Source organism: Bradyrhizobium sp. WSM471 (assembly GCF_000244915.1).
Classification (GTDB): Bacteria; Pseudomonadota; Alphaproteobacteria; order Rhizobiales; family Xanthobacteraceae; genus Bradyrhizobium.
The window spans coordinates 3,859,295-3,880,141 of the sequence record NZ_CM001442.1 but is presented as its reverse complement, the minus strand read 5'-3'; the positions used below and the strand labels follow the sequence as shown (position 1 = coordinate 3,880,141).

Annotated in this window: 20 protein-coding genes and 1 pseudogene; 9 read left to right on the top strand and 12 right to left on the bottom strand. The window is 64.8% G+C overall.

The genetic code is table 11. From position 1 onward, the window contains the following. Positions 1-57: 57 nt before the first annotated feature. The 4 genes from fabG to BRA471DRAFT_RS17055 form a co-directional block, all read right to left on the bottom strand. Positions 58-795, bottom strand: coding sequence for a 3-oxoacyl-[acyl-carrier-protein] reductase (gene fabG, locus BRA471DRAFT_RS17070; protein ID WP_007609323.1), 738 nt, complete (start codon positions 793-795; stop codon positions 58-60). 13 nt (positions 796-808) lie between these two features. Next, the gene (gene fabD / locus BRA471DRAFT_RS17065) at positions 809-1,768 is read right to left on the bottom strand and encodes an ACP S-malonyltransferase (protein WP_007609322.1); all 960 of its coding nucleotides are present in this window, start codon (positions 1,766-1,768) and stop codon (positions 809-811) included. A 187-nt stretch (positions 1,769-1,955) separates the two neighbouring features. After that, positions 1,956-2,981 carry a fatty acid desaturase family protein gene (locus BRA471DRAFT_RS17060; protein WP_007609321.1) on the bottom strand — a complete coding sequence of 342 codons (1,026 nt, stop codon included), beginning with the start codon at positions 2,979-2,981 and terminating at the stop codon, positions 1,956-1,958. A gap of 3 nt (positions 2,982-2,984) precedes the next feature. Beyond that, a complete protein-coding gene (locus BRA471DRAFT_RS17055; RefSeq protein WP_007609319.1) occupies positions 2,985-3,707 on the bottom strand; it encodes a TetR/AcrR family transcriptional regulator C-terminal domain-containing protein in 723 nt (240 codons plus the stop codon). 344 nt (positions 3,708-4,051) lie between these two features. Here BRA471DRAFT_RS17055 and rpsF point away from each other — a divergent pair, with 344 nt between their 5' ends. The 4 genes from rpsF (at position 4,052) to rplI (ending at position 6,585) form a co-directional block, all read left to right on the top strand. Next, positions 4,052-4,564, top strand: coding sequence for a 30S ribosomal protein S6 (gene rpsF / locus BRA471DRAFT_RS17050; protein ID WP_007609318.1), 513 nt, complete (start codon positions 4,052-4,054; stop codon positions 4,562-4,564). A gap of 5 nt (positions 4,565-4,569) precedes the next feature. Continuing rightward, on the top strand, positions 4,570-4,809 hold the full coding sequence (rpsR, locus tag BRA471DRAFT_RS17045) for a 30S ribosomal protein S18 (RefSeq protein WP_007592020.1): 240 nt from the start codon (positions 4,570-4,572) through the stop codon (positions 4,807-4,809). Positions 4,810-4,938: 129 nt separating this feature from the next. Next, the gene (locus tag BRA471DRAFT_RS17040; protein ID WP_007609317.1) at positions 4,939-5,916 is read left to right on the top strand and encodes a hypothetical protein; all 978 of its coding nucleotides are present in this window, start codon (positions 4,939-4,941) and stop codon (positions 5,914-5,916) included. Between the two features lie 63 nt (positions 5,917-5,979). Continuing rightward, on the top strand, positions 5,980-6,585 hold the full coding sequence (gene rplI / locus BRA471DRAFT_RS17035; protein ID WP_007609316.1) for a 50S ribosomal protein L9: 606 nt from the start codon (positions 5,980-5,982) through the stop codon (positions 6,583-6,585). Positions 6,586-6,622: 37 nt separating this feature from the next. On the opposite strand, the pseudogene BRA471DRAFT_RS17030 reads toward rplI, so the two are convergent. Next, positions 6,623-6,836 (bottom strand): annotated as a pseudogene (locus tag BRA471DRAFT_RS17030) (PaaI family thioesterase); the annotation flags it as partial. Between the two features lie 55 nt (positions 6,837-6,891). Then, positions 6,892-7,926 carry a hypothetical protein gene (locus BRA471DRAFT_RS17025; RefSeq protein WP_007609315.1) on the bottom strand — a complete coding sequence of 345 codons (1,035 nt, stop codon included), beginning with the start codon at positions 7,924-7,926 and terminating at the stop codon, positions 6,892-6,894. A 281-nt stretch (positions 7,927-8,207) separates the two neighbouring features. On the opposite strand from BRA471DRAFT_RS17025, the gene BRA471DRAFT_RS17020 reads away from it, so the two are divergent. The 3 genes from BRA471DRAFT_RS17020 to alr all read left to right on the top strand — a co-directional run bounded on the left by BRA471DRAFT_RS17020 (position 8,208) and on the right by alr (position 13,056). Next, positions 8,208-9,458 (top strand): cyclopropane-fatty-acyl-phospholipid synthase family protein, encoded by a 1,251-nt coding sequence (locus BRA471DRAFT_RS17020; protein ID WP_007609313.1) that lies wholly within the window; start codon positions 8,208-8,210, stop codon positions 9,456-9,458. A 757-nt stretch (positions 9,459-10,215) separates the two neighbouring features. Beyond that, complete coding sequence (locus BRA471DRAFT_RS17010; RefSeq protein WP_007592031.1) at positions 10,216-11,724, top strand: replicative DNA helicase; 1,509 nt, start codon at positions 10,216-10,218, stop codon at positions 11,722-11,724. 51 nt (positions 11,725-11,775) lie between these two features. Continuing rightward, positions 11,776-13,056 carry an alanine racemase gene (alr, locus tag BRA471DRAFT_RS17005; RefSeq protein ID WP_007609309.1) on the top strand — a complete coding sequence of 427 codons (1,281 nt, stop codon included), beginning with the start codon at positions 11,776-11,778 and terminating at the stop codon, positions 13,054-13,056. A 12-nt stretch (positions 13,057-13,068) separates the two neighbouring features. Here the strand turns inward: alr and BRA471DRAFT_RS17000 are convergent, their stop codons facing one another. Next, positions 13,069-13,287 carry a hypothetical protein gene (locus BRA471DRAFT_RS17000; RefSeq protein ID WP_007609307.1) on the bottom strand — a complete coding sequence of 73 codons (219 nt, stop codon included), beginning with the start codon at positions 13,285-13,287 and terminating at the stop codon, positions 13,069-13,071. Between the two features lie 40 nt (positions 13,288-13,327). On the opposite strand from BRA471DRAFT_RS17000, the gene BRA471DRAFT_RS16995 reads away from it, so the two are divergent. Continuing rightward, entirely contained in the window at positions 13,328-14,098 is a 771-nt protein-coding gene (locus BRA471DRAFT_RS16995) for an exodeoxyribonuclease III (RefSeq protein WP_007609306.1), read from the top strand. A gap of 1 nt (position 14,099) precedes the next feature. Here the strand turns inward: BRA471DRAFT_RS16995 and BRA471DRAFT_RS16990 are convergent, their stop codons facing one another. From BRA471DRAFT_RS16990 to BRA471DRAFT_RS16980, 3 genes are all read right to left on the bottom strand, one after another. Next, positions 14,100-14,915: a hypothetical protein gene (locus BRA471DRAFT_RS16990; RefSeq protein WP_007609298.1), complete on the bottom strand. Its 816-nt coding sequence runs from the start codon at positions 14,913-14,915 to the stop codon at positions 14,100-14,102. Positions 14,916-15,013: 98 nt separating this feature from the next. Then, the gene (locus BRA471DRAFT_RS16985; protein WP_007609295.1) at positions 15,014-15,382 is read right to left on the bottom strand and encodes a GFA family protein; all 369 of its coding nucleotides are present in this window, start codon (positions 15,380-15,382) and stop codon (positions 15,014-15,016) included. A gap of 319 nt (positions 15,383-15,701) precedes the next feature. Beyond that, on the bottom strand, positions 15,702-16,568 hold the full coding sequence (locus BRA471DRAFT_RS16980; RefSeq protein WP_007609294.1) for a L,D-transpeptidase: 867 nt from the start codon (positions 16,566-16,568) through the stop codon (positions 15,702-15,704). 196 nt (positions 16,569-16,764) lie between these two features. Between BRA471DRAFT_RS16980 and BRA471DRAFT_RS16975 the strand changes: the two genes are divergently transcribed. Beyond that, a complete protein-coding gene (locus BRA471DRAFT_RS16975) occupies positions 16,765-17,490 on the top strand; it encodes a sulfite exporter TauE/SafE family protein (RefSeq protein WP_007609293.1) in 726 nt (241 codons plus the stop codon). Positions 17,491-17,501: 11 nt separating this feature from the next. Here the strand turns inward: BRA471DRAFT_RS16975 and BRA471DRAFT_RS16970 are convergent, their stop codons facing one another. Together BRA471DRAFT_RS16970 and BRA471DRAFT_RS16965 are read right to left on the bottom strand one after the other, a co-directional pair. After that, positions 17,502-19,571, bottom strand: coding sequence for a bifunctional diguanylate cyclase/phosphodiesterase (locus BRA471DRAFT_RS16970; protein ID WP_007609292.1), 2,070 nt, complete (start codon positions 19,569-19,571; stop codon positions 17,502-17,504). Next, positions 19,571-20,725, bottom strand: a complete 1,155-nt coding sequence (locus BRA471DRAFT_RS16965) for an ABC transporter substrate-binding protein (protein WP_007609291.1) — start codon at positions 20,723-20,725, stop codon at positions 19,571-19,573. The genes BRA471DRAFT_RS16970 and BRA471DRAFT_RS16965 overlap by 1 nt, the downstream gene beginning before the upstream one ends. Positions 20,726-20,847 lie beyond the last annotated feature (122 nt).

Here is a 20,847-nt window from a genome sequence, read left to right as displayed (position 1 = left end):
CCGGAAACGGCCGTTTGCCGCATTCCGCACCGCCAGGGGGCGGTGCGGCATGAAGCGTCAGATCATGGCCATGCCGCCGTTGACGTGGATGGTTTGGCCGGTGACATAGGCCGCTTCGTTCGAACTCAGGTAGACGGCGGCCGCCGCGATGTCCTCTGGCGTGCCCAGGCGATTGGCCGGAACCTTGGTCAGAATCGTTTCGCGCTGCTTGTCGTTGAGCGCATCGGTCATCGGCGTCTTGATGAAGCCGGGCGCGATGCAGTTCGCGGTGACGCCACGCTTGGCGTATTCGGCACCTAACGTCTTGATCATCCCGATCAGGCCCGCCTTCGACGCGGTATAATTGCCCTGCCCCGGGTTGCCGGTGACGCCGACAACCGACGTGATGGCGATGATGCGGCCGAAGCGCTTGCGCATCATCAATTTGGTGGCGGCGCGGGCAAGCCGGAAGGTCGAGGTCAAATTGATGTTGATGACCTCCTCCCAGTCCTCGTCACGGAGCTGCACGAAGAGATTGTCGCGGGTGATGCCGGCATTGGCGACGAGGATGTCGACCTGTCCCATCGCCGCTTCCGCAGCAGGCACCAGCGCTTCGACCTCGTCGGCCTTGGCGAGATTGCAGGGCAGCACATGGGTGCGCTCGCCGAGCTTGCCGGCAAGCTCATCCAGCACTTCCTTGCGCGTCCCCGATATCGCAACGGTGGCGCCCTGCGCGTGCAGCGCCTGTGCGATCGCGCCGCCAATGCCGCCGGTTGCGCCGGTGACGAGCGCCTTCTTGCCGGTCAGATCGAACATCTTTGCAACTCCTCTAGGCCTGCTTCGCAGCGGCCAATGCATCCTTGGCGGCAGCAACGTCGTTGGGACCACCGACCGCAACGCCGACGGCACCGTCCGCAATACGCTTGACGAGGCCGGTCAGCACCTTGCCGGCACCGATCTCGAAGAAACGCGTGACGCCCTGCCCCGCCATATAGGCAACCGATTCGCGCCAGCGCACGGTACCGGTGACCTGCTCGACCAGGCGGCGGCGGATCTCGTCGGGATCAGTGATCGCGCTCGCCAGCACGTTCGACACCAGCGGGGTCGCCGGGGCCTTGATCGTGACCTTGGTCAGCGCCTCCGCCATCGCGTCGGCAGCCGGCTGCATCAGCTTGCAATGGAACGGTGCAGACACCGGCAGCAACATTGCGCGCTTGGCGCCCCTGGTTTTGGCGATCTCCACGGCGCGATCGACCGCGGCCTTGTCGCCGGAGACGACCACTTGCCCGCCGCCATTGTCGTTGGCGGCCTGGCAGACCTGCCCCTGCGCGGCCTCGTCCGCCACCGCCACGGCCGCCTCGTAGTCGAGGCCGAGCAGAGCGGCCATCGCACCGACGCCGACAGGCACCGCTTTTTGCATTGCGAGACCGCGGATGCGAAGCAGCCGCGCGGTGTCGGAGATCGTCAGGCTGCCGGCCGCGGCCAGCGCCGAATATTCACCGAGCGAGTGGCCGGCGACGAAGGCCGCATCCCTCCCTACGGAAAACCCGGCTTCGGTCTCCAGCACGCGCAGGGTGGCGACGGACACCGCCATCAGGGCCGGCTGGGCGTTTTGGGTGAGCTGGAGGGTTTCGGCCGGACCATCCCAGATGGTCGCCGTCAGCTTCTCCCCCAGCGCGGCGTCGACCTCGTCGAACACGGCGCGCGCCACCGGAAAGGCATCGGCCAGGGCCTTGCCCATGCCGACCGCCTGGGACCCCTGCCCCGGAAATGTGAATGCTGCCGTCATCGGCGCTCCCTGCTTGTCGGGCGTGATCCCTGCGAGAACCGGCAGCCGATGACGCACGGCCTTAGGCCATGGTTCCGGATCATGCTCCAAAGGGGGCCGTAGACACCGTCCGGGGCCGGAATGTCAAGCCAAGATAGGAACTTCGATCAGCATTCAACTGGCAGTCTTCAACTGATGAGACGGGTCCCTAAAATCCGCCGGCCGTCTGGTTGGCGTCGACCTCGGACCCCGCCTGCGCGCGGCGCGCGCTGTTGACCAATTGCCCCGGGCGGTCATCGCGGTTCGGCTTCGCGGTCGCAAGCCGCAGCACGGCCGCGTAACTCGGCTGCACCTCCATGCGGCCCGCGTGCCGGCTCTCGCTCAGCAGGCGATGCACCTTCGGCAGATTGTAGCAGGGCACGTAGAACAGGAGATGATGTTCGAGGTGGTAGTTCACGTAATACGGCGCGATGAACAGACGCTCGAGGAAATTGGCGTACGTGGTGCGGGTGTTGCGCAAGGGATCGCTGCTGTCGGGCACGACTGCGTGCTCGGCGATGTTGCGGATACGTGTGATGACCATCATCCAGGTCAGGAGCGGCACCAGCCATAGCAGCGGATAGGCCCACCATACGCCGGCCGCCGTGAGCGCTGCGAACATCGCGCCATTGACCAGACATTGCGGGCCAAGCTTGTCCCAAAAATGCGCCGCGCGCTGCCGCGACGCCCAGTCCTTCGGCCCGAGCGCATTGAGCAACTGCGCCTTGCGCTGCTGATAGCCGGTCTGCCCCGTGAGGTCGCGAATGAACTTGCGGCGATAGCTCAGCTTCGTGATGGGAAATGGCGCCGACAGCACGAGATCCGGATCATCCTCCTGCTGCGTGCGCGCATGATGCTGAAGGTGATAGCGCCGATAGCTGCGCGTCTCCGCAAACAGAGGGTAGGCGCAGAACCACTGGCTCAAGGTCAGATTGGTTTTCTCGTCGGCGGACAGGCAGCCATGCGCGCCGTCATGCATGAGGATCGCGAGCCCGAGCTGGCGCGAGCCGATGATGGCGACGGCGACAATATAGGTGATTGGATTGGGCCACCACGCGACCAGGGCGATTGCGGCGATGATGAGGGCCCAGGCGTGCGCGATCAGCGCGACGCCTTTCCAGGTCACGCGCTGGCGCACGTCGGCAAGCTGGTCGTCGGTCAGGAAATCGCGGGCACGCATGCGAAGCGCAGTCATGACCTAACTCTCCTCATTCGAATTGCTCGATGCGTCGCGCGCGTCGACGAGGCGCAGGCGCGCAGCGTCATCATTGGATTTCGCCTGTTCGCCCAGCACGCGCAGCATCTCGGCGCACAGCGCCTCTGGCGAACGGCCCATGGCGTGGCCCTCGAGGATGATTCCGATGGCGACAGCCCAGAACCGCCGCGAACTCTCATCCGGTGCGCGCAGGGAGCGCCAGCCGTGCCGCGCGACCTGGCTCGCATAGGCCCGCGCGCCTTCACTGTGCAGGCGCTCTATGGTGCGCTCGACCAGCGGCGCGAGATCCTGGCGCCGCCGCGTCAGCGTCAGCGCCTCGGCGAAGAAGGTCACCGAATCGCTCGCCGTAACGGTCTCGGCCAGCGCGTGGGTATAATCCTGCGGCGTGCGCGCTTTCAGCGCCGCCTGCTCGGTCGCTCGCGCCAGATACAGCAGCTCGCGGCAGGCGCATTCGACGAACAGCGCCTCCTTGGTGCGGAAGTAATAGGTGATCTGGCTCGGGAACGCGTTCGCAGCGGCTGCGATGTCGGCGATCGCCGTACCCGACAGCCCCCGCTCCCGGAACAGCGGGCTCGCGGCATCCAGCAGCAGCGAGCGCATTTTGCGGCCGGCCGATCGCGTGGCGCGGGCGGCGTGCTTGGGGTCGCCTGCCGCCTCGATCGGCTCGATCGGCTCGATCGGCTCGTGGGCCGGCTTTTCTGCCATTGGGTTTCGCTCCCGTTGACTTGTTTGTATGATATACAAACAAATAAATCAAGCCGGTATGGTAGCCGGCGGGGGATCCACCCGCCCGTATCGGGACCCCCGCGCCGAAAACGGCGCCTGCAACCTTGCCAAGTCGGCCGAAATCCGTATAACGCGCCCATCCGCAGACCCCGGCCGGGAGCTGAACGGACGGTCTCAGCAAATCATTCGTGATTTTGGTGTGGCAGGGCCAGTCGGCCCGTCGTCCCGTGTTTCCGCCTTCTGAGCTTCATCCCAGAGTCCTTTCCGAAGGCCTCTTAAGGGCTTGACGCCGGGCGATGCGCCAACATGAGGAAAGGACTTCCATGGCTCTCTATGAGCATGTTTTTCTCGCGCGCCAAGACGCGAGCACGCAGCAGGTCGAAGAGCTGACTGCGCAGATGACCGGCATCGTCGAGGGTCTCGGCGGCAAGGTCACCAAGACCGAGAATTGGGGCGTACGCTCCCTCACCTACCGCATGAACAAGAATCGCAAGGCGCATTTCGTGCTGCTCAACATCGACGCGCCGTCCGCGGCGATCGCCGAGATCGAGCGCCAGGAGCGCATCAGCGAAGACGTGATCCGCTACCTCAGCGTCCGCGTCGAGGAGCTCGAGGAAGGCCCGTCCGCGATGATGCGCAAGGCCGACCGTGACCGCGAGCGTGACGACCGTGGCGGTGGCTTCCGCGGCGATCGCGAAGGCGGTGGCTTCCGTGGTGATCGCGAAGGTGGTTTCCGTGGTGGCGATCGTGAAGGTGGCGGCTTCCGCGGTGACCGCGGTCCGCGCCGTCCGCGCGAAGACGCTGAAACCACCACCACCACGACGGATGGGGAGTAAGAACAATGGCTGAAGCTGGTGCACGCCGCCCGTTTTTCCGTCGTCGCAAGAGCTGCCCGTTCACGGGCGCGAATGCTCCGAAGATCGACTACAAGGACTCCAAGCTGCTGATGCGTTACGTCTCCGAGCGCGGCAAGATCGTGCCGAGCCGCATCACCGCGGTGTCCGCGAAGAAGCAGCGTGAGCTTGCCCGCGCCATCAAGCGCGCGCGGTTCCTGGGCCTGCTGCCCTACGTCATTCGCTAAGACGAATTCGGCCGGCGGCGACATCGCCGCCGGCCGTACCACCTAGTTTCTCATAAGGCTTCCGGGTCGTCCGGTCGCCGATGGTTGGGGCGAGATGCCTCTAACCGCTCGAAGGGAGCGGGACAGCTGATGATGGCTTTTGGACTGATAGCCCTGATCGCCGGCGCCGCGTCGGCCCTGATGTTCGCCTCGATCATTTCGGGCGCGCTGATCTCGCTCGTCCTGTTCTATCTCGCACCGCTGCCGCTGATGGTCGCTTCGATCGGCTGGGGACCGCTTTGCGCGAGCCTCGGCGGCATCGCCGCCGCGGTTGGCCTCGGCGCGCTGTTCGGCCTGCCCTACTGCATCGCCTTCGCCGTCACCGTCGCATTGCCGGCCTGGTGGCTCGGCCATCTCGTCCTGCTGAGCCGGCAGGTCGGCCCCACCGCGCCGCAGGCCGCCGCCGAGCCGCCCACCGAGCCTGCGCTCGAATGGTATCCGGTCGGCCGCATCCTGCTGTGGATCGCGGGCTTCGCCACACTGACCACGATCGCCGCGCTGCTCACGATCGGCACCGACGCCGAGACCATCACCGGCACGCTGCGCCGTGGCTTGATGCGCCTCCTCCGCGCCGCCGACCCGCAGAGCTCCGGCGAGACCGACCAATTCGTCGGCGCATTGGTGCGTATCTTGCCGGCCGGTGCCACCATCGTTGCGATGATGACGCTGACCCTCAACCTCTGGCTCAGCACCAAGGTCACAGCGACGTCGGGCCGGCTGCGGCGCCCCTGGCCGGACCTGATGACGGCGGAGCTGCCGCCGATGACGCTCGTGGCGCTCTGCATCGCGCTGGCGTTCTGCTTCACCGGCGGACTGCTTGCGATCGCGGCGCAAATTGCGACGGCTGCGCTGATGATGGGATATGCGCTGACCGGCTTTGCCGTGCTGCATACGCTGACGCTGGCGCTGAAGAGCCGCACCTTCTGGCTCGGCTCGACCTACGCCGTGGTGGTCGTGTTCGGATGGCCCGTCATCGCGATGGTGATCCTCGGCCTCGCCGATGCCGTGTTCGGCCTCCGCGAACGCTTCCTTCGTACGCGCCAGCCGCCGCCACTGCCGACCTCTTGAGTTCAAGTCCGAAAGTTCACGTTCGAAATTCCAACTCACTCAACACATCAAAGGAGAACGAATATGGAAGTTATTTTGCTGGAACGCGTCAACAAGCTCGGTCACATGGGCGAAGTCGTGAAGGTTCGCGACGGCTATGCCCGCAATTTCCTGCTCAAGCGCGGCAAGGCGCTGCGCGCCACCGCCGACAACCGTGCCAAGTACGACGGCATGAAGGCCGAGCTCGAGGCTCGCAACCTTGAGTCCAAGGGCGAGGCGTCGAAGGTCGCCGAGAAGATCCAGGGCAAGAACATCATCGTGATCCGTCAAGCTTCGGAGGCCGGCCAACTGTTCGGCTCGGTCAACGTGCGCGACATCGTCGTGGCGTTCGAAGCCGACGGTGTTTCGCTGTCGCGCCCGCAGGTTCAGCTCGACGCGCCGATCAAGACCATCGGCAAGCACACCATCACGGTCGCCATCCACCCCGAGGTCGAGGTCGAGATCAGCGTCACCGTGGCGCGCAGCCAGGACGAGGCCGAGCGCATCAACCGCGGCGAGGACATTTCGAGCCGGAACGAAGACCGGGATGCTGCGGCCGAAGCGATCGCAGCCGCCGGCGAGTTCTTCGACCCGGAAGCCCTGCAGGACGACGCCGAGCCGGCGCCGGCTGCGGAAGAGACCGAGAAGTAAGCCTCGCGCTCGCGCAGGCTTTCGCAGCCCGGTCGCCTCAGGCGGCCGGGCTTTTCGTTTTAGCGGCAACGTCCTCGCTCAGCATCGCGATCGAGGCGAGCGCCGTTGCCGTATGCTTCTCGACGCCGTCGCCGACGCAGAAAACGTCGGCTGCGACCACGGAGACCTGACGCCCCGGCTTGATCACCCTCGCCCGGCAAATCGGCTTCTCGCCGGCCGCGGGCGACAACAAGATTGAGCTTGTATTCCAAGACGACGAAAGCCGCGCCAGAGCGCGGCCTTCGCGTGACTAAAAAATGTGGTCGCTTATCGCGAAATCGGCGGCGCCGGCGGACCGGACGATTCGGCAGGCGCCGGCGGGGCCGCAGCGGTCGCGGGCGGCGCCGGATCCTGCGACTTCGCTGGCGGTTCGGACCTCGCGGCGGGCTTGGGAGCAGCCTCTTCCGCCGCCTTGGGCGCAGCTGGCTCGGGAGGCTTCGCGGCGGACGGTGCGGCCGGCGTTACCTGCGGCACCGGATCGGGCCGCAACGTCGGAGCTTCGCTGCCGCGCGGCTCCACCTTGGCGCTTTCCGGCTTGGCCTCGGCGGGCTTCTCGGACGGCTTACCGCCTTCAGATTTGCTGCCGTCGGATTTTGCCTCGCCGGAATCCACCTTCGCAGTCTCGGGTTTTGTCTCGGGCTTTATTTCGGGCTTGGACTCGACCTTCGGCTCGCTCTTCTTGTCGTCTGCTGTCGGCGCCGCGGCATCGACCTTCGGCGCCTCATCACTTCCGGGCTTGCCGCGCTTGCCGAGACGCTTGGCCTTGCGCCCTTCGGGTGCGGCCTGGCCCTCGGGCTTCGCGCCTTCCTTCGTTCCTTCTTCGGCCGGCCGCGCGGCGCGCTTCTGACGCGCGCCCTCGGCCGCGGGAGCGGCACCCTCGCCTTCCGGCTTGGCGGATTCCTGGGAACGTTGCCGGCGGCCCTGATGTTCAGGGGACTGCGCGGGACTGGTATTGGCTTCCTTGTCCTTGGCGCCGTCCTTCCTGTCCTTGCCGTCCTTATGGCCGTCCTTCGCCTGGTAGCGGGTGTCGGTGGCCCCGTTGGAGACGAGGTACGAGGCAAGCACGCCGGCCATGTCGGGGCTGGTCGTATAATGCTGACGCAGAAAGCCTGGCAGCGAGCCCGGCGCCACCGTCTTCAACAGGCCGCGCGGGCTCTTGTGACATGCATTGCAGGTCTGCGCGAAAAGCTGGGATGGGGCCTTGCCGGCCTCGAGGTTCGTCGCCTGCGCGAGAACGGTATCGGTCGCGCCGAAGCCGATCAGAAGCAAGATCGTCGCGAGGCTGAGCGCTCGGCTCGACATTCCCATCATCTCCATTGAATTCCGAGAGGTGCAGCCGGCAGGCGGCGCCGCGGCGGGTCACCTTTTATCCGATTGAGCCGCGAATGGAAGCAGGCTGCGCGCGCAAGGATGTGATTAAGCGGTTTTGGAATATCCGCTTTGAGCACAGCGCAATAGCGGGCCCGGGCCACCTCCTTAGATCTAGATGCAAACGCATAGGAACCGCTGAGATGCCCGGGCGTAGGGTGTGAAAGGCCGGGTTAGTCGCATCTCTTCGGGTTCGCTCGAGAGGATGGGTGCCGATGGATCGATTGTTGCGTCAATTCCTGTCTCAATTCATCCGCCGCGGGTCGATGACGGTGACCACGGCGAAGGGCTCGAAGTTCACCGTCGGCGACGGCTCGGGCGAACCGGTCGCAGTCCGCTTCGTCACCGCGGACGCAGAGCGGAAGATCCTCGTCAATCCCGAGCTCGGGCTTGGCGAGGCCTACATGGACGGCGAGTTCGTCGTTGAGCACGGCACCATAGCTGATGCCCTCGCGATCCTGCTCGATCAACCCGACCTATTGCCGCACTGGGCAAAACCCTGGTGGCACCTGCGCTATCTGGTGCGGCACCTGAAGCAGTTCAATCCGCGCCCGCGATCCCGTAGCAACGTCGCACACCATTACGATCTCGATGCAAGGCTCTATTCGCTCTTCCTCGACGCCGACAAGCAATACAGCTGCGCCTATTTCGAGACGCCGGAGAGCACGCTCGACGATGCACAGCTCGCCAAGAAACGGCACGTTGCCGCAAAGCTGCTCGTCAAGAGCGGCCAGCGCGTCCTCGACATCGGCTCGGGCTGGGGCGGACTTGGGCTCTATCTCGCCGAGATCGCAGGTGCTGACGTCACCGGCATCACGTTGTCGACCGAGCAATTGCAGATCGCCAATGCGCGCGCAGCCGAAAAGGGCCTGACCGGATCGGCCAAATTCCTGCTTCAGGACTATCGCGACATCGCCGGTCCGTTCGACCGCGTCATCTCAGTCGGCATGTTGGAGCATGTCGGCGCCCGCTTCTACGACACCTACTTCCGGCGCTGCGCCGAGCTGCTGGATCAGGACGGCGTCATGTTGCTGCACTCGATCGGCCGTTCGCAGGGCCCGGACTCCACCAATCCCTGGATCGCCAAATACATCTTTCCCGGCGGCTACATCCCCGCACTCTCGGAGGTGCTGCCGGCGATCGAGCGCGCGGGCCTGCTGGTCTGCGACATCGAGATTCTGCGCCTGCATTACGCCGAAACGCTGAAGGCATGGCGCGAGCGCTTCATGGCGCGACGCGAAGAAGCCGTGCAGCTGTATGACGAGCGCTTCGCGCTGATGTGGGAATTTTATCTGGCAGCCAGCGAGATGACGTTCCGGAAGCAGGATATGATGAACTTCCAGATTCAACTCACCCGCCGTCAGGGCGTCGTGCCGATGACGCGCAACTACATCGCGCGTGAAGAAGCCCGGCTGCGGGCCGTCGAAGCCGGCGCAACGCCGAGACTGAAGTTGGCTGGTGAATAAGGCCTAGTGGCGCAGGGTCGAAACCGGAGCGGAAGGGTAAGAGGCCGTTAAGGCCAATTGCATCCGCAACGCCTTCAGGATTTCGGGGGCGACCGGTTCCCGACGCACTTCCGGCCGTTCAGCTTGCTCCATGGCCGCGATCAGCCCCGACAGCCAAAGTCGACTGCCTGCTTCGCTTCGCCAATTCCGAGGCTGCCGTTCTGGCCGCATCGCTTGCCTCGTTCCTTGGTGGCAGATCGGGAGACAACCCCCCGCCCGCTAGCCTGTTCCGGCTGGCCCCCCGAAAGAATCCGGGGAGATGTGATCTGCTTCACATAAGTCTCGTCGGCCCTGGCTTAGACCGTCGCCATGAGCAACGAGACCAAAACCTCATTCGACGTGCAGGACGACCTCCGCACCGATTACGCCCTGATCGCTACCGGCGTCGGGGCGGCCCTGGTTGCGCTGGTTTACCTCCTGTTGGTCTGAACCGAGCCAAAAGCGCCTAGCCGTGCGTCATTCGCGCGCGTCTCGATAGGTCTGCCCGGCAACCCATCAGGTTCACTTCATCCGGCGTTTTCCGTGGCGCGGCAGCGGCCGCTTCCAGGCCGCGACCTGGTTCCACGAAAATCCGTCAAGCGCGGCGCGGGCTGCGGCGAACAATCATCCACCATTTTAATGATCGGTTGATAGCGGCGAGCTTTCGCTTCCGCTTTGGCCAGAGGCGGCGCTTTATCCCGGCCCCGCATCCGCCCCAGAAAATTGCTATCGCTCGACCATGGCCCTGACTGATTCGAACGTTCTCAAACTCGCGCCCGAAGCCGGAACTCCCGCCTATCGGAGCGCGCCGCATAATATTGAAGCGGAACAGAGCCTTCTGGGCGCGATCCTGGTCAACAACGACGCGTTTTACCGCGTCTCCGACTTCCTGGAGCCGAAGCATTATTTCGAGCCGCTGCACCAGACCATCTTCGAGACCGCCTCGAGCCTGATCCGGATGGGCAAGATCGCGACGCCCGTCACGCTGAAGACCTTCCTGCCCGCCGACACCGATATCGGCGGCATGACCATCGGGCAATATCTGGCGCGCCTCGCCGCCGAAGCGACCACCATCATCAATGCGCAGGATTATGGGCGGACCATCTACGATCTCGCATTGCGACGCGACCTCATCGGCATCGGCGAGGACATGGTCAATGTCGCCTATGACGCCCCGGTCGACTTCGCGCCGCGGGCGCAGATCGAGGACGCCGAGCGCCGCCTCTACGAACTCGCCGAATCCGGCCGCTATGACGGAGGCTTCCAGAAATTCTCGCAGGCGCTGACGCTTGCGGTCGATCTGGCCGCGAAAGCGTTCCAGCGCGACGGAAAGCTGTCGGGCATCTCGACCGGCCTGCGCGACCTCGACACCAAGATGGGCGGATTGCAGCACTCCGACCTCATCATCGTCGCCGGCCGCCCCGGCATGGGCAAGACGTCGCTCGCGACCAACATCGCCTACAACGTCGCCCGGGCCTATGTCGGTGAACTCCAGGCCGACGGCACCATGAAGGCCGCCCATGGCGGCGTCATCGGCTTCTTCTCCTGCGAAATGTCGGCCGACCAGCTCGCCACGCGTATCGTGGCCGAGCGCACCGGCATTCCCTCCTCCTCGATCCGCCGCGGCGGCATCTCGGAGGCCGATTTCGAGAAGATCCGCGAGGTCTCGATCGAGCTGCAGTCGCTGCCCTTCTATGTCGACGAGACCGGCGGTCTCTCGATCGCGCAGCTTATGGCGCGCGCCCGCCGGCTGAAGCGGCAGAAGGGCCTCGACCTCATCGTCATCGACTACATCCAGCTCTTGTCGGGTTCGGGCAAGCGGAGCGAAAACCGCGTGCAGGAAATCACCGAGATCACGACCAGTCTGAAGGCGCTCGCCAAGGAACTGAGCGTGCCCGTGATTGCGCTCTCGCAGCTCTCGCGCCAGGTCGAGTCGCGCGACGACAAGCGACCGCAGCTCTCGGACTTGCGCGAATCGGGCTCGATCGAGCAGGACGCCGACGTCGTGCTGTTCGTCTACCGCGAGGAATATTACCTCGGAAACAAGGAGCCGCGCCCGGGCACACCGGAGCACGAAAAATGGCGCTTGGACATGGATCTTGCGCATGGCAAGGCCGAAGTCATCATCGGCAAGCAGCGCCACGGCCCGACCGGCACCGTCGATGTGGCCTTCGAAGCGTCGATCACACGGTTCGGCGATCTTGCGCCGGACAGCCAGGTGCCGGACCGCAGCGGCAACGACTACTGAGTTCCCTGGGTTGAACCCGACCGGCCTCTTGCGTAAAACGGCGCCATGACAATGGCGTCCGACCCGAAAATGATCCCGCAATCCGGCCTTCTCTCCGCGGACGCCAATCAGGCTGCCGCGCTCGCAACCTTCGGCGGCGTGCTCACCGTCGATCTCGATGCCATCATCGCCAATTGGCGCAAGCTCGAGAAGACGGCGGTGCCGGCCGAATGTTCGGCGGTGATCAAGGCCGACGCCTATGGCTGCGGCGCCGAGCAGGTCGCCCGTGCCCTGAACAAGGCCGGCTGCAAGACCTTCTTCGTCGCCACCATCGAGGAAGCGCGCAAGGTGCGCGCGGCGGTGCCGGAGCCTGCGATCTACGTGCTCGGGGGCTATTTCCAGAACACGGGCGAGCACTACGCCCACATCAACTGCCGCCCCGTGATCGGCGATCTCAACGAGCTTGCCGAATGGGACGTGTTCTGTCGCCGCACCGGCTGGACCGGTGGCGCCGCCATCCACATCGACACCGGCATGAACCGGCTCGGCCTGACGCTTGCGGAAGCGCAGGCCATCATTCCCCGCATCAACGCCGGCGATCACGGCATCACCCTGGTGATGAGCCATCTGGTTTCGGCCGAGCAGCTCAACAGCCCGGTGAACGCCAAGCAACTCGCGGCCTTCCGCGGCATCGCCAGCGAATTCTCCGGCGTGCCGGCGGCGCTCGCCAATTCGTCCGGCGTCTTCCTCGGCGCACCCTTCCAGTTCGACATGGTGCGGCCGGGCGCCGCGCTCTACGGCGTCAACCCGACGCCGGAGGCCGACAATCCGATGCAGCCGGTGGTCGACCTGAAGGCCCGCATCGTGCAGATCCGCAGTGTCGAGCGCGGCGAGAGCGTCGGCTATGGCGGCACCTGGACCGCCCGGCGGCCGACGAAACTCGCGATCATCGCGGTCGGTTATGCCGACGGCTATTTCCGCGCCGCAAGCTCCAATGACGGCACCCGAGGCGCCGAGGTCATCGTCGCCGGCAAGCGCTGCCCCGTCGCCGGCCGCGTTTCGATGGACCTGATCGCGATCGACATCACCGATCTGCCGCCGAACGCGGCGCGGCGCGGCCACATGGTGACGCTACTCGGCGAGGGCATCACCGTCGACGAGCTCGCGCATCATTTCGGAACGATCGGCTACGAGGTACTGACCAGCCTCGGTCGCCGCTACGCCCGCATCTACAAGGGCGGGAATGTGGTGGAGCCGCTGGCCAAGCCGGCTCCCGCGCAGGCGGTCGAGCAGCAGCCGCCTGCTCCGCCACCGATCGAGCAGCCCGCAAGCCCGCCGCCGCTGCCGGGCTGAGCGGCTCGCCGCCTACTTCTTTTTCCTGCTGTCCAGCGCCGTCTTGCAGGTTGCGCTGAGCTGATCGCGCTTGCCGTTGAGGCAGGCGACGATGCCGCCGCCCGGCGCAAGGCCGGCGCAGAATTTGTCATAGTCCGCCTTGCACGCGCCGCGCGGATCGGATGATTGTGCCGAGGCGACCCCGGAGAACGCAACGGCGACGGCAATTGCGGCAAAGCTCAACTTGGACATTGTTTCTCCGGTAACGGAAGTCAGGAGCCGGTAGCTCTACATGAAGATCGCGACGTTCAACATCAACAACATCAATCGCCGCCTGCCCAATCTGTTGGCATGGATGCGAACGGCGAAGCCAGATGTCGTCGCACTTCAGGAGTTGAAGGCAAGCGATGGCGAATTTCCGGCGGCCGCGATCGAAAAGGCCGGTTACGGCGCCGTGTGGTGTGGACAGAAGACCTGGAACGGCGTCGCGATTCTGGCCCGCAATGCCGAGCCCATCCTCACCCGCGATCGCTTGCCGGGAAAGCCTGCCGATCACGAAGCCCGCTACATCGAGGCCGCGGTACGCGGTGTCATCGTCACCAGCATCTACCTGCCGAACGGCAATCCGCAGCCGGGACCGAAATTCGACTACAAGCTCGACTGGTTCGCGCGGCTCAAGCGCCACGCCAAAACGTTGATCAAGCAGGACCTGCCCGTGGTGCTCGCCGGCGACTACAACGTTGCGCCTGATGAGATCGACATCTATCCGACGCGCTCGTGGGACAAGGATGCCTTGATCCAGCCGAAGAGCCGTGCGGCCTTTGCCTCGCTGGTGGCGCAAGGCTGGTGTGACGCGATCCGCGAACTGCACCCGGAGCAGCGCATCTACACCTTCTGGGACTACAAGCGAAACCGCTGGCCGCGCGATGCGGGCCTGCGGCTCGATCATCTCCTGCTCAGCCCTGCCCTCGTTTCACGCCTGGCAAAAGCCGGCGTGGACAAGAAGGTTCGCGGCGAGGAAGGCGCGAGCGACCACGCACCGGCTTGGGTCGTGCTGCGCTAGGTCAACGCCCGTAATACTCCTGCACCGTGTCCCACGCTGTTTTTTGCAGAAGCTCCACCGTCGGCGCATCCAGTCCCATCGTGTAGGAATTGCCGACCGGCGAGCGGCCGGTCAGCGCGGCGAACGTCACGCAGGTCGCCAGATACGTGCCTGCGGGGCTCGGGTGCCGCTTGTCCGGCGCATACAGATTGAGCTCCGGCTGCAGCTTGCGCACACGCGCAAAGGCAAGGCCTGCGGGGATCACCAATGCATCATTGGCATTGCCTGCGATCGTGTAGGCGTCGGCCAACGCTTCGGTCATTTCAGGCTTGTCGGCGTAAGCCCAGGACATGAACAGGACCGGCCGCATGCCGTGGGCGCGGACGATCTCGCTGTCCTTCTTGGCGAAGGTCGCGAATGCGTCCTTCAATTGCGGATGAATGGGGCACTGGCTGCAATCCATCATCACGACGGCGTCGTACTGCCTGCCCGGCTTGTTGAAGACGACGTTGTTCTGCTCGTCGAACGAATAGGCGCCGAGGCCGCCCGGCCGCAGCAGATTGTCCATGTCGTGCCAATCGAGGCCGGAGCCGCCGATCGTCGCCATGGTGTTGCGATAGGCCGCCTTGTTTTCGGGATACGCAGCCCGCTCCATGAAGGAGAGATGTCCGGGCATGCCGTTGTTGTAGTAGAAGAAGCTGTTGCCGACGAACAGCGTCGCCTTGGGGAAATCCGGTCCTGACGTGGTGACCTTGGGCTTGGTCTGCGCCTGCGCCTGGAAGCCGACTACAACGGCCAGCCACATCGCGAGCATCACTCGCGCGAAAAGACGCATCATCGGCTTCCTCCCTTTTTCTGTCGGGCCGGAAACAGATCAGCTTTTCAAGAATGCCTCAAGAGCACGGACGAGCAGCAGACATGCGCGCGAGCGCATGCTCACCACAAATTTTTGCCATCGATCATGGTCACCGGCACGGCCTCGAGATCAAACTCGTCGAACAGGCGCGCGTTGACGGCGACCCTCGGATTGTCGAAATCGGGCTTGCCGGTCGACCAGTCCGGCGACTCCGAATAGGTCCCGCAGCCGCAGCTTGCGCAGAAATGGTGTTTGACGGTGCGGCTGCCCCAGAGATAGGTCGCGACGTTCTCCGCGGGCGACAGCAGGCGAAACTGCGCCGGCGTGTAATAGGCCCACAAGGCGCCGCGCTTGGCGCAGAGGGAGCAGGTGCAACGGGTCACGCTCGAGGGCGCCTCCGTCACCTCGAACACCGTCTCACCGCAATGACAGCTTGCCTCGATCGGCATGACCCGCTCTCCGTTTGCCAGGAGATGGTCCTAGCCGGACCCTGCTGCCAACATGCTGTCAGCAGCGCGCAGCCGGCGTTGCCCCATGTGCTGCGAGCACCGACTTGCCGCGCCAACTCGACAAAACACGAAAAACAACCCCATGCACAGTAGCCGACCGCTGTCGAATCAATGGGTTACACATACCCCGAAACGCAGGTTTTCACCGGTCGAGACACTTCGCCCGACACGCAAACGGTGCGATGGGCCAGGAGCTGACCTCGTAGGCGCCTTGCATTGCCTCCTTGTCCTCAGTTGCAGGATGAAAACCGAGCACGCGTTACCGGGCCTCGGCGATCTTCGGTCCAGGTGACGGCATCTGCGCGTGAGTTGCCGAGGGCCGGCTCGACGGCGATGCCGGGTCCGGTAATCGGAAAGCGGCGTCGGCCGGCGCTCCCTGGGGTGGTCGGCGGGCAACGGTTGTCGGAAGCACGATCACTTTCGCGCCGACTTTCACGCGATCATAGAGGTCAACGACGTCCTCATTGGTCAGCCGGATACAGCCGGACGAGACCCGCTTCCCGATCGTATCGGGCTTGTTGGTGCCGTGAATTCGATATTCGGTGTCGCCCAGATACATCGCCCGAGCGCCAAGCGGGTTGCCGGGACCGCCTGCCATGAACCGCGGCAGATAAGGCTGACGCGAGACCATCTCAACAGGCGGATGCCAATCGGGCCATTCTGCCTTGCGAGCCACAGTCTGCTCACCGGACCATGTGAAACCTTCGCGGCCAACACCGATGCCATAGCGCAGCGCTTGCGCGTCGTTCAGGACGAAATAGAGGAATGTGTTCTTGGTATCGATGATCACGGTGCCTGGCGTCTGACGGCTGGCGTAGTCAACCACCTGCCGAACAAATGCTCCCGGAACGTCAGCCGCTTTTGGTGGTTCGACCAGAGGCGCCGGGGCCGGAAGCGGAGCCGAAGTCGGTGCCGGAGCTGATGCATGAACCGGCGTTGCCACGTAAACCGGAGTTGACGACGCTTGAGCTTCGTGCGCGGACGGCTTTCGTGCCGGTTGCACGTTCGTCGGCCGGGACAGCAAACCGTACCCCAATGCGCCAACGGCCACGGCGCCAATTGCAACTCTCGCGGCCATCGGGATTGCGAACGTCTTCGCCTTTCCGCGCTTGGCCCGCTTACCCATTACTCTTCCCCCAGCTCACTATGCTCACGAGAGGTACCCAGTAAGATTTAAGAAACTTCGAAGCGATTTCGCTCAGACTGGAACCGTCGGCGATGGTTAACGCCGGGCTCTCGTTCGGCAAGACAGGGTTCCCTCGCCTCGCGGATCGCCCGCGCCGCTGGCCGCGGCTAAACTCTCCCGATTCGTGGAGACCGTTTTGGCTTTTCTCTTCGTCCTCATCGTCGGCCTCATCGCAGGCACCATTTCCGGCATCGTCGGCACGGGCTCGTCGATCATGCTGATGCCGGTGCTGGTCTATGCCTACGGGCCAAAGGAGGCGGTGCCGATCATGGCGGTGGCCGCCGTCATGGCCAACTTCTCACGAATCCTGGCCTGGTGGCGCGAGGTCGACTGGCGGGCCTGCGCGGCTTATTCGGTGACAGGCATTCCGGCCGCCGTGCTCGGCGCGCGGACGCTGCTGGCCCTGCCCTCGCACGCCGTCGATCTCGCCATCGGCGTCTTCCTGATCGCGATGGTGCCGGTGCGGCACTGGCTGGCACGGCACGATCTCAAGGCCAATCTCTGGCACCTGGCGATCGGCGGGGCCGTCATCGGCTATCTCACCGGCATCGTCGTCTCCACCGGCCCGCTCAGCGTCCCGCTATTCCTGTTCTACGGCTTGTCCCGGGGCGCCTTCCTCGCCACCGAAGCGGCTTCTTCGCTCGGGCTCTATGCCGCGAAATCCGTGACCTTCGAACGGTTCGGCGCGCTGACCGGCGATGTGTTCGTCAAAGGCCTGATCGCTGGATCTTCGTTGATGGCCGGCGCCTTCATCGCCAAACGCTTCGTGCTGCGCCTGAAGCCCGAAATGTTTCGCGTGGTGATGGACGCGATCATGATCGCCGCCGGCCTCTCCATGCTGTGGAATGCGGCGCAGCCCTAGCCGCGCTGCGCTCAGACGGCAAATTCGGGCGCGATCGACGGGCTATCCTCGATGACGCGGCTGTGGTGGGCCGGCCGTCCCTCGAGCCATAGCAACACGGCCTCGAGTGGCTGCGGCCGATGATAGAGAAAGCCCTGGCCGAACCTCACGCCCATCTCGCGCATGGCCTGGGCCTGCTCAGCGCGCTCGATGCCTTCGGCCACCAGAGTGAGGCCCAGCGTGCCGGCGAGCGACGCGATGACGCCCACAATCGCCTTGTCTTCCGCACTGTCGGGGATCTCGCTGATGAAGGCCTTGTCGATCTTGACCTTGTCCAGCGGAAACCGCCTGAGATGGGCGAGTGAGCTATAGCCGGTGCCGAAATCGTCGAGCGCGATGGTGGCGCCCAGGCGCCGCAGGCGGTGCAGTGTCTCGGATGCGCTGGCCATGTTGTTGATCAGCGATCCCTCGGTGATCTCGAGCTCCAGCAATGATGCCTCGACGTCGAAGCGTCCGCAGGTCGCGCGCAACTCGGCGGCGAACGAATGGTCGGCGAGCTCGGACGGCGGCAGATTGATCGCGATCCGGATCTGCGGCCTGCCGGCCGCAGCCAGTTGTTGCAGCGCGCGGCAGGCATCGGTGAGCACATAGCGCGTCAGCCGCGCATTGTTGCCGCTGCGCTCGATCAGCGGCAGAAATTCGCCCGGACCGATCACGCCATGTTCCGGATGGCGCCAGCGGATCAGCGCTTCCAGGCCGACGATGTCGTGGCTTTCGAGATCGACCTGGCTTTGATACCAGACCTCGAATTGCCTCTCGTCGAAGCCCGTGGGAATGGCAAGTTCGAGATCGCGGCGGCGGCGATAGTCGCGCTGAAGCGCTTCATCGAGCACCGCGACCGTGCCGGGCGCCTTGGTCTTGGCATGGTAGAGCGCGATGTCGGCGAGCGCCGGCAGATGCGAAAGCTCGGGATCTCCGGCACGGCGCACGGCAAGGCCGATGCTGGCACGCGGCACGACCTGCTTGTCGTGAAGCCGGATCGGTTCGGAAATCGCATCCAGCAAGTGGCGCGCAAACCTCTGCGCGCTCTCCTCGTTGCTGACCTCGGGCCGGATGACGACGAATTCATCGCCGCCGAGCCGCGCCACCCAATCTTGCGGTTCGACCGCACCACGAAGGCGCGCGGAAATGTGCACCAGGAACTTGTCGCCGGAATCATGGCCAAAGGTGTCGTTGATGCCCTTGAAGTCGTCGAGATCGATGAAGCAGAGCGCGATCAGCGCATCCGGCGAGCCGGCATCGTGGCTGAGGGTCGCGAGGTGCTCGGATAGCGAGCGGCGATTGGGCAGCCCCGTGAGCGGATCGTGTGCGGCCATGTGGCCGAGCCGGTCGAGCGCACCAGACGTCGTGTGCTGCATGGCGTTGAAGGCGTGCGCGAGCTGACCGAACTCGTTCGAGGATTTGACTTCCGCAGGATAGGCGCGGCCGTCCTGCTTGCTGCGCTGGATCGCGGACATCATTGCCGCCAGCGGCCTTCCGATGAAGATGTTGGCGGAGATCCGCATGGCGATCAGAGTCGCAAACGTTCCCAACAGGCCGACGACCAGCAGCAGCACCAGCCGGCTGCCTGCGTCTGCGTAGAGCGCCGCATGCGAATATACGATCGCGATGCGGCCGGCCTGCACGGCCATGTTGCCGTTGCTGTAGTTGATCGGACGCGAGACCTCCGCGACCGCCTGCCCCGCCGGACGCGCCATCACGCGGGCAATCGCGATACCGGTATCGTCGTAAACGGCCGCCGCGGCGATGCTCTCGTCGTGCATGATCTCGTTGAGCACGCTCGTGACCTGGTCGTAACGCATCTTCCAGAGCGGTTCGGCGATCAGCTCGGCGCGGCTCTCGGCGACGCGGGCAATGCGGGCGTCGAGCTGCCTGATCTGCGACCAGAAGCTCGAGGCCTCGACGCCGGCGGAGGCGAGCAATTGTACCAGCAACAGAACAGGTACGGTGGCCCAGATCATTGCGCGGACGACCGAGCGCAAGCGCGGCGGCGCCACCTGCTGCCTGCGATCCGGACCGGTCATATCGTCACCGTTTCGCATCAGTCGGCAGCGCCTTCCACAGGGGTCAGCGACGAGATGAGCGCATCGACGGAGAAGTCGTACTGGCCGCAGTGCCCTGTTTTGGCCTTGAACCGCGCGAAATCGATCCGGTCGAAGGCGCGCGTCGTGATGAGGTCGCCGACCGCAGCGAGGTTGTCGCGCGTGATCGCGGAGGTCTTGACCTCGACGCGGGGTGATACGGCCGCGAAATCGCAGCCGTCGGCGTAATCGCGCAAGAGAACGATCGACCAGCCGCCGAGCAGGAAATGCCCGCCGTCGGTCAGGAGCAGACGGCCCGCCTTGATCTCGCGCAGCGCATCCTCCGACCAATTGAGGCCGACCAGCTGGATGTTCCGCCCGGGCGTGAGGCCGGCAGCGCTCACCGCGCGAAGCGCGCCGAGCGCCATCGGATCGTTTCCGGCCCATATGCCCGCAGGCCGGATCTCCTTGCGCGCGGCCCAGCTCAGATAATTCGTGGTGACATGCTCGGCCTCCGACTGCGTCCAGTTGGCGAACAGCATCCGATCCACCACGACGTCTGGCGCGGCATCCACCGCGAGCTTGAGACCCGCGTTGCGCGCGATCGAGGCCGGCGTGATTTCGTCGCCACCGATGCCGAGAATGTGGATCTTGCCGTCCGGGCTCTGCCATTTCTCGGCGCGCGCCGCGCCGATCAGGGCATTGGCCATCCGCGCGCCCGCGGTCTGAAGATCCGTCGTGATGTCGCCAAGCCAGGTCTTGAGTTTTTGGCGCGGCGGTCCAAGACGCGCCGCATCGTCGCCGATCAGGGTGTTCGAGAGCAGCAGCGTCCTGACCCCGGCGGCCTCGGCCGCCTCCATGATCGGGACGGCTGCGGATTCCTCATTCGAGAGAATGAGGAAGTCGGGCTTGTCGCTGCGTGCCACCACGCCGAACCCGAGCTCCTGCATGGTGCGGTAATTGCGCTCGCTGGTCAGCACCTCGACATGCGCGCCGAGCTTGCGGCCGGCGGCCTGCATGGTCAGCGAAACCATGTCCCAATAGACCTCGCCGGTCTTGCCCGGGTTGACGAAGACGACGTTGAGACGCTTCGCGTCGGCCGCACTAGCGCCAGGCGGCATGAGAAAGCCGCAGACGACCCCCACAGCAAGCAATATCCGCAAAAGTCCCGTCATTCGTTTCGCCATCCCGTATTGGTTCCGAAGCTGGACCCGCGTCCGCTAACATTTGGCAAAGTCCGGCCTGTTGCGGCGGCATACAGCTAACAAAGGGTGTATCCGGCGTACCGAATTGCGAT

Bases quoted from the DNA above. Each gene is read 5' to 3' on its own strand.
- fabG (WP_007609323.1), bottom strand. From the start codon at position 795: ATGTTCGATCTGACCGGCAAGAAGGCGCTCGTCACCGGCGCAACCGGC.
- fabD (WP_007609322.1), bottom strand. From the start codon at position 1,768: ATGACGGCAGCATTCACATTTCCGGGGCAGGGGTCCCAGGCGGTCGGC.
- BRA471DRAFT_RS17060 (WP_007609321.1), bottom strand. From the start codon at position 2,981: ATGACTGCGCTTCGCATGCGTGCCCGCGATTTCCTGACCGACGACCAG.
- BRA471DRAFT_RS17055 (WP_007609319.1), bottom strand. From the start codon at position 3,707: ATGGCAGAAAAGCCGGCCCACGAGCCGATCGAGCCGATCGAGCCGATC.
- rpsF (WP_007609318.1), top strand. From the start codon at position 4,052: ATGGCTCTCTATGAGCATGTTTTTCTCGCGCGCCAAGACGCGAGCACG.
- rpsR (WP_007592020.1), top strand. From the start codon at position 4,570: ATGGCTGAAGCTGGTGCACGCCGCCCGTTTTTCCGTCGTCGCAAGAGC.
- BRA471DRAFT_RS17040 (WP_007609317.1), top strand. From the start codon at position 4,939: ATGATGGCTTTTGGACTGATAGCCCTGATCGCCGGCGCCGCGTCGGCC.
- rplI (WP_007609316.1), top strand. From the start codon at position 5,980: ATGGAAGTTATTTTGCTGGAACGCGTCAACAAGCTCGGTCACATGGGC.
- BRA471DRAFT_RS17025 (WP_007609315.1), bottom strand. From the start codon at position 7,926: ATGTCGAGCCGAGCGCTCAGCCTCGCGACGATCTTGCTTCTGATCGGC.
- BRA471DRAFT_RS17020 (WP_007609313.1), top strand. From the start codon at position 8,208: ATGGATCGATTGTTGCGTCAATTCCTGTCTCAATTCATCCGCCGCGGG.
- BRA471DRAFT_RS17010 (WP_007592031.1), top strand. From the start codon at position 10,216: ATGGCCCTGACTGATTCGAACGTTCTCAAACTCGCGCCCGAAGCCGGA.
- alr (WP_007609309.1), top strand. From the start codon at position 11,776: ATGGCGTCCGACCCGAAAATGATCCCGCAATCCGGCCTTCTCTCCGCG.
- BRA471DRAFT_RS17000 (WP_007609307.1), bottom strand. From the start codon at position 13,287: ATGTCCAAGTTGAGCTTTGCCGCAATTGCCGTCGCCGTTGCGTTCTCC.
- BRA471DRAFT_RS16995 (WP_007609306.1), top strand. From the start codon at position 13,328: ATGAAGATCGCGACGTTCAACATCAACAACATCAATCGCCGCCTGCCC.
- BRA471DRAFT_RS16990 (WP_007609298.1), bottom strand. From the start codon at position 14,915: ATGATGCGTCTTTTCGCGCGAGTGATGCTCGCGATGTGGCTGGCCGTT.
- BRA471DRAFT_RS16985 (WP_007609295.1), bottom strand. From the start codon at position 15,382: ATGCCGATCGAGGCAAGCTGTCATTGCGGTGAGACGGTGTTCGAGGTG.
- BRA471DRAFT_RS16980 (WP_007609294.1), bottom strand. From the start codon at position 16,568: ATGGGTAAGCGGGCCAAGCGCGGAAAGGCGAAGACGTTCGCAATCCCG.
- BRA471DRAFT_RS16970 (WP_007609292.1), bottom strand. From the start codon at position 19,571: ATGCGAAACGGTGACGATATGACCGGTCCGGATCGCAGGCAGCAGGTG.
- BRA471DRAFT_RS16965 (WP_007609291.1), bottom strand. From the start codon at position 20,725: ATGACGGGACTTTTGCGGATATTGCTTGCTGTGGGGGTCGTCTGCGGC.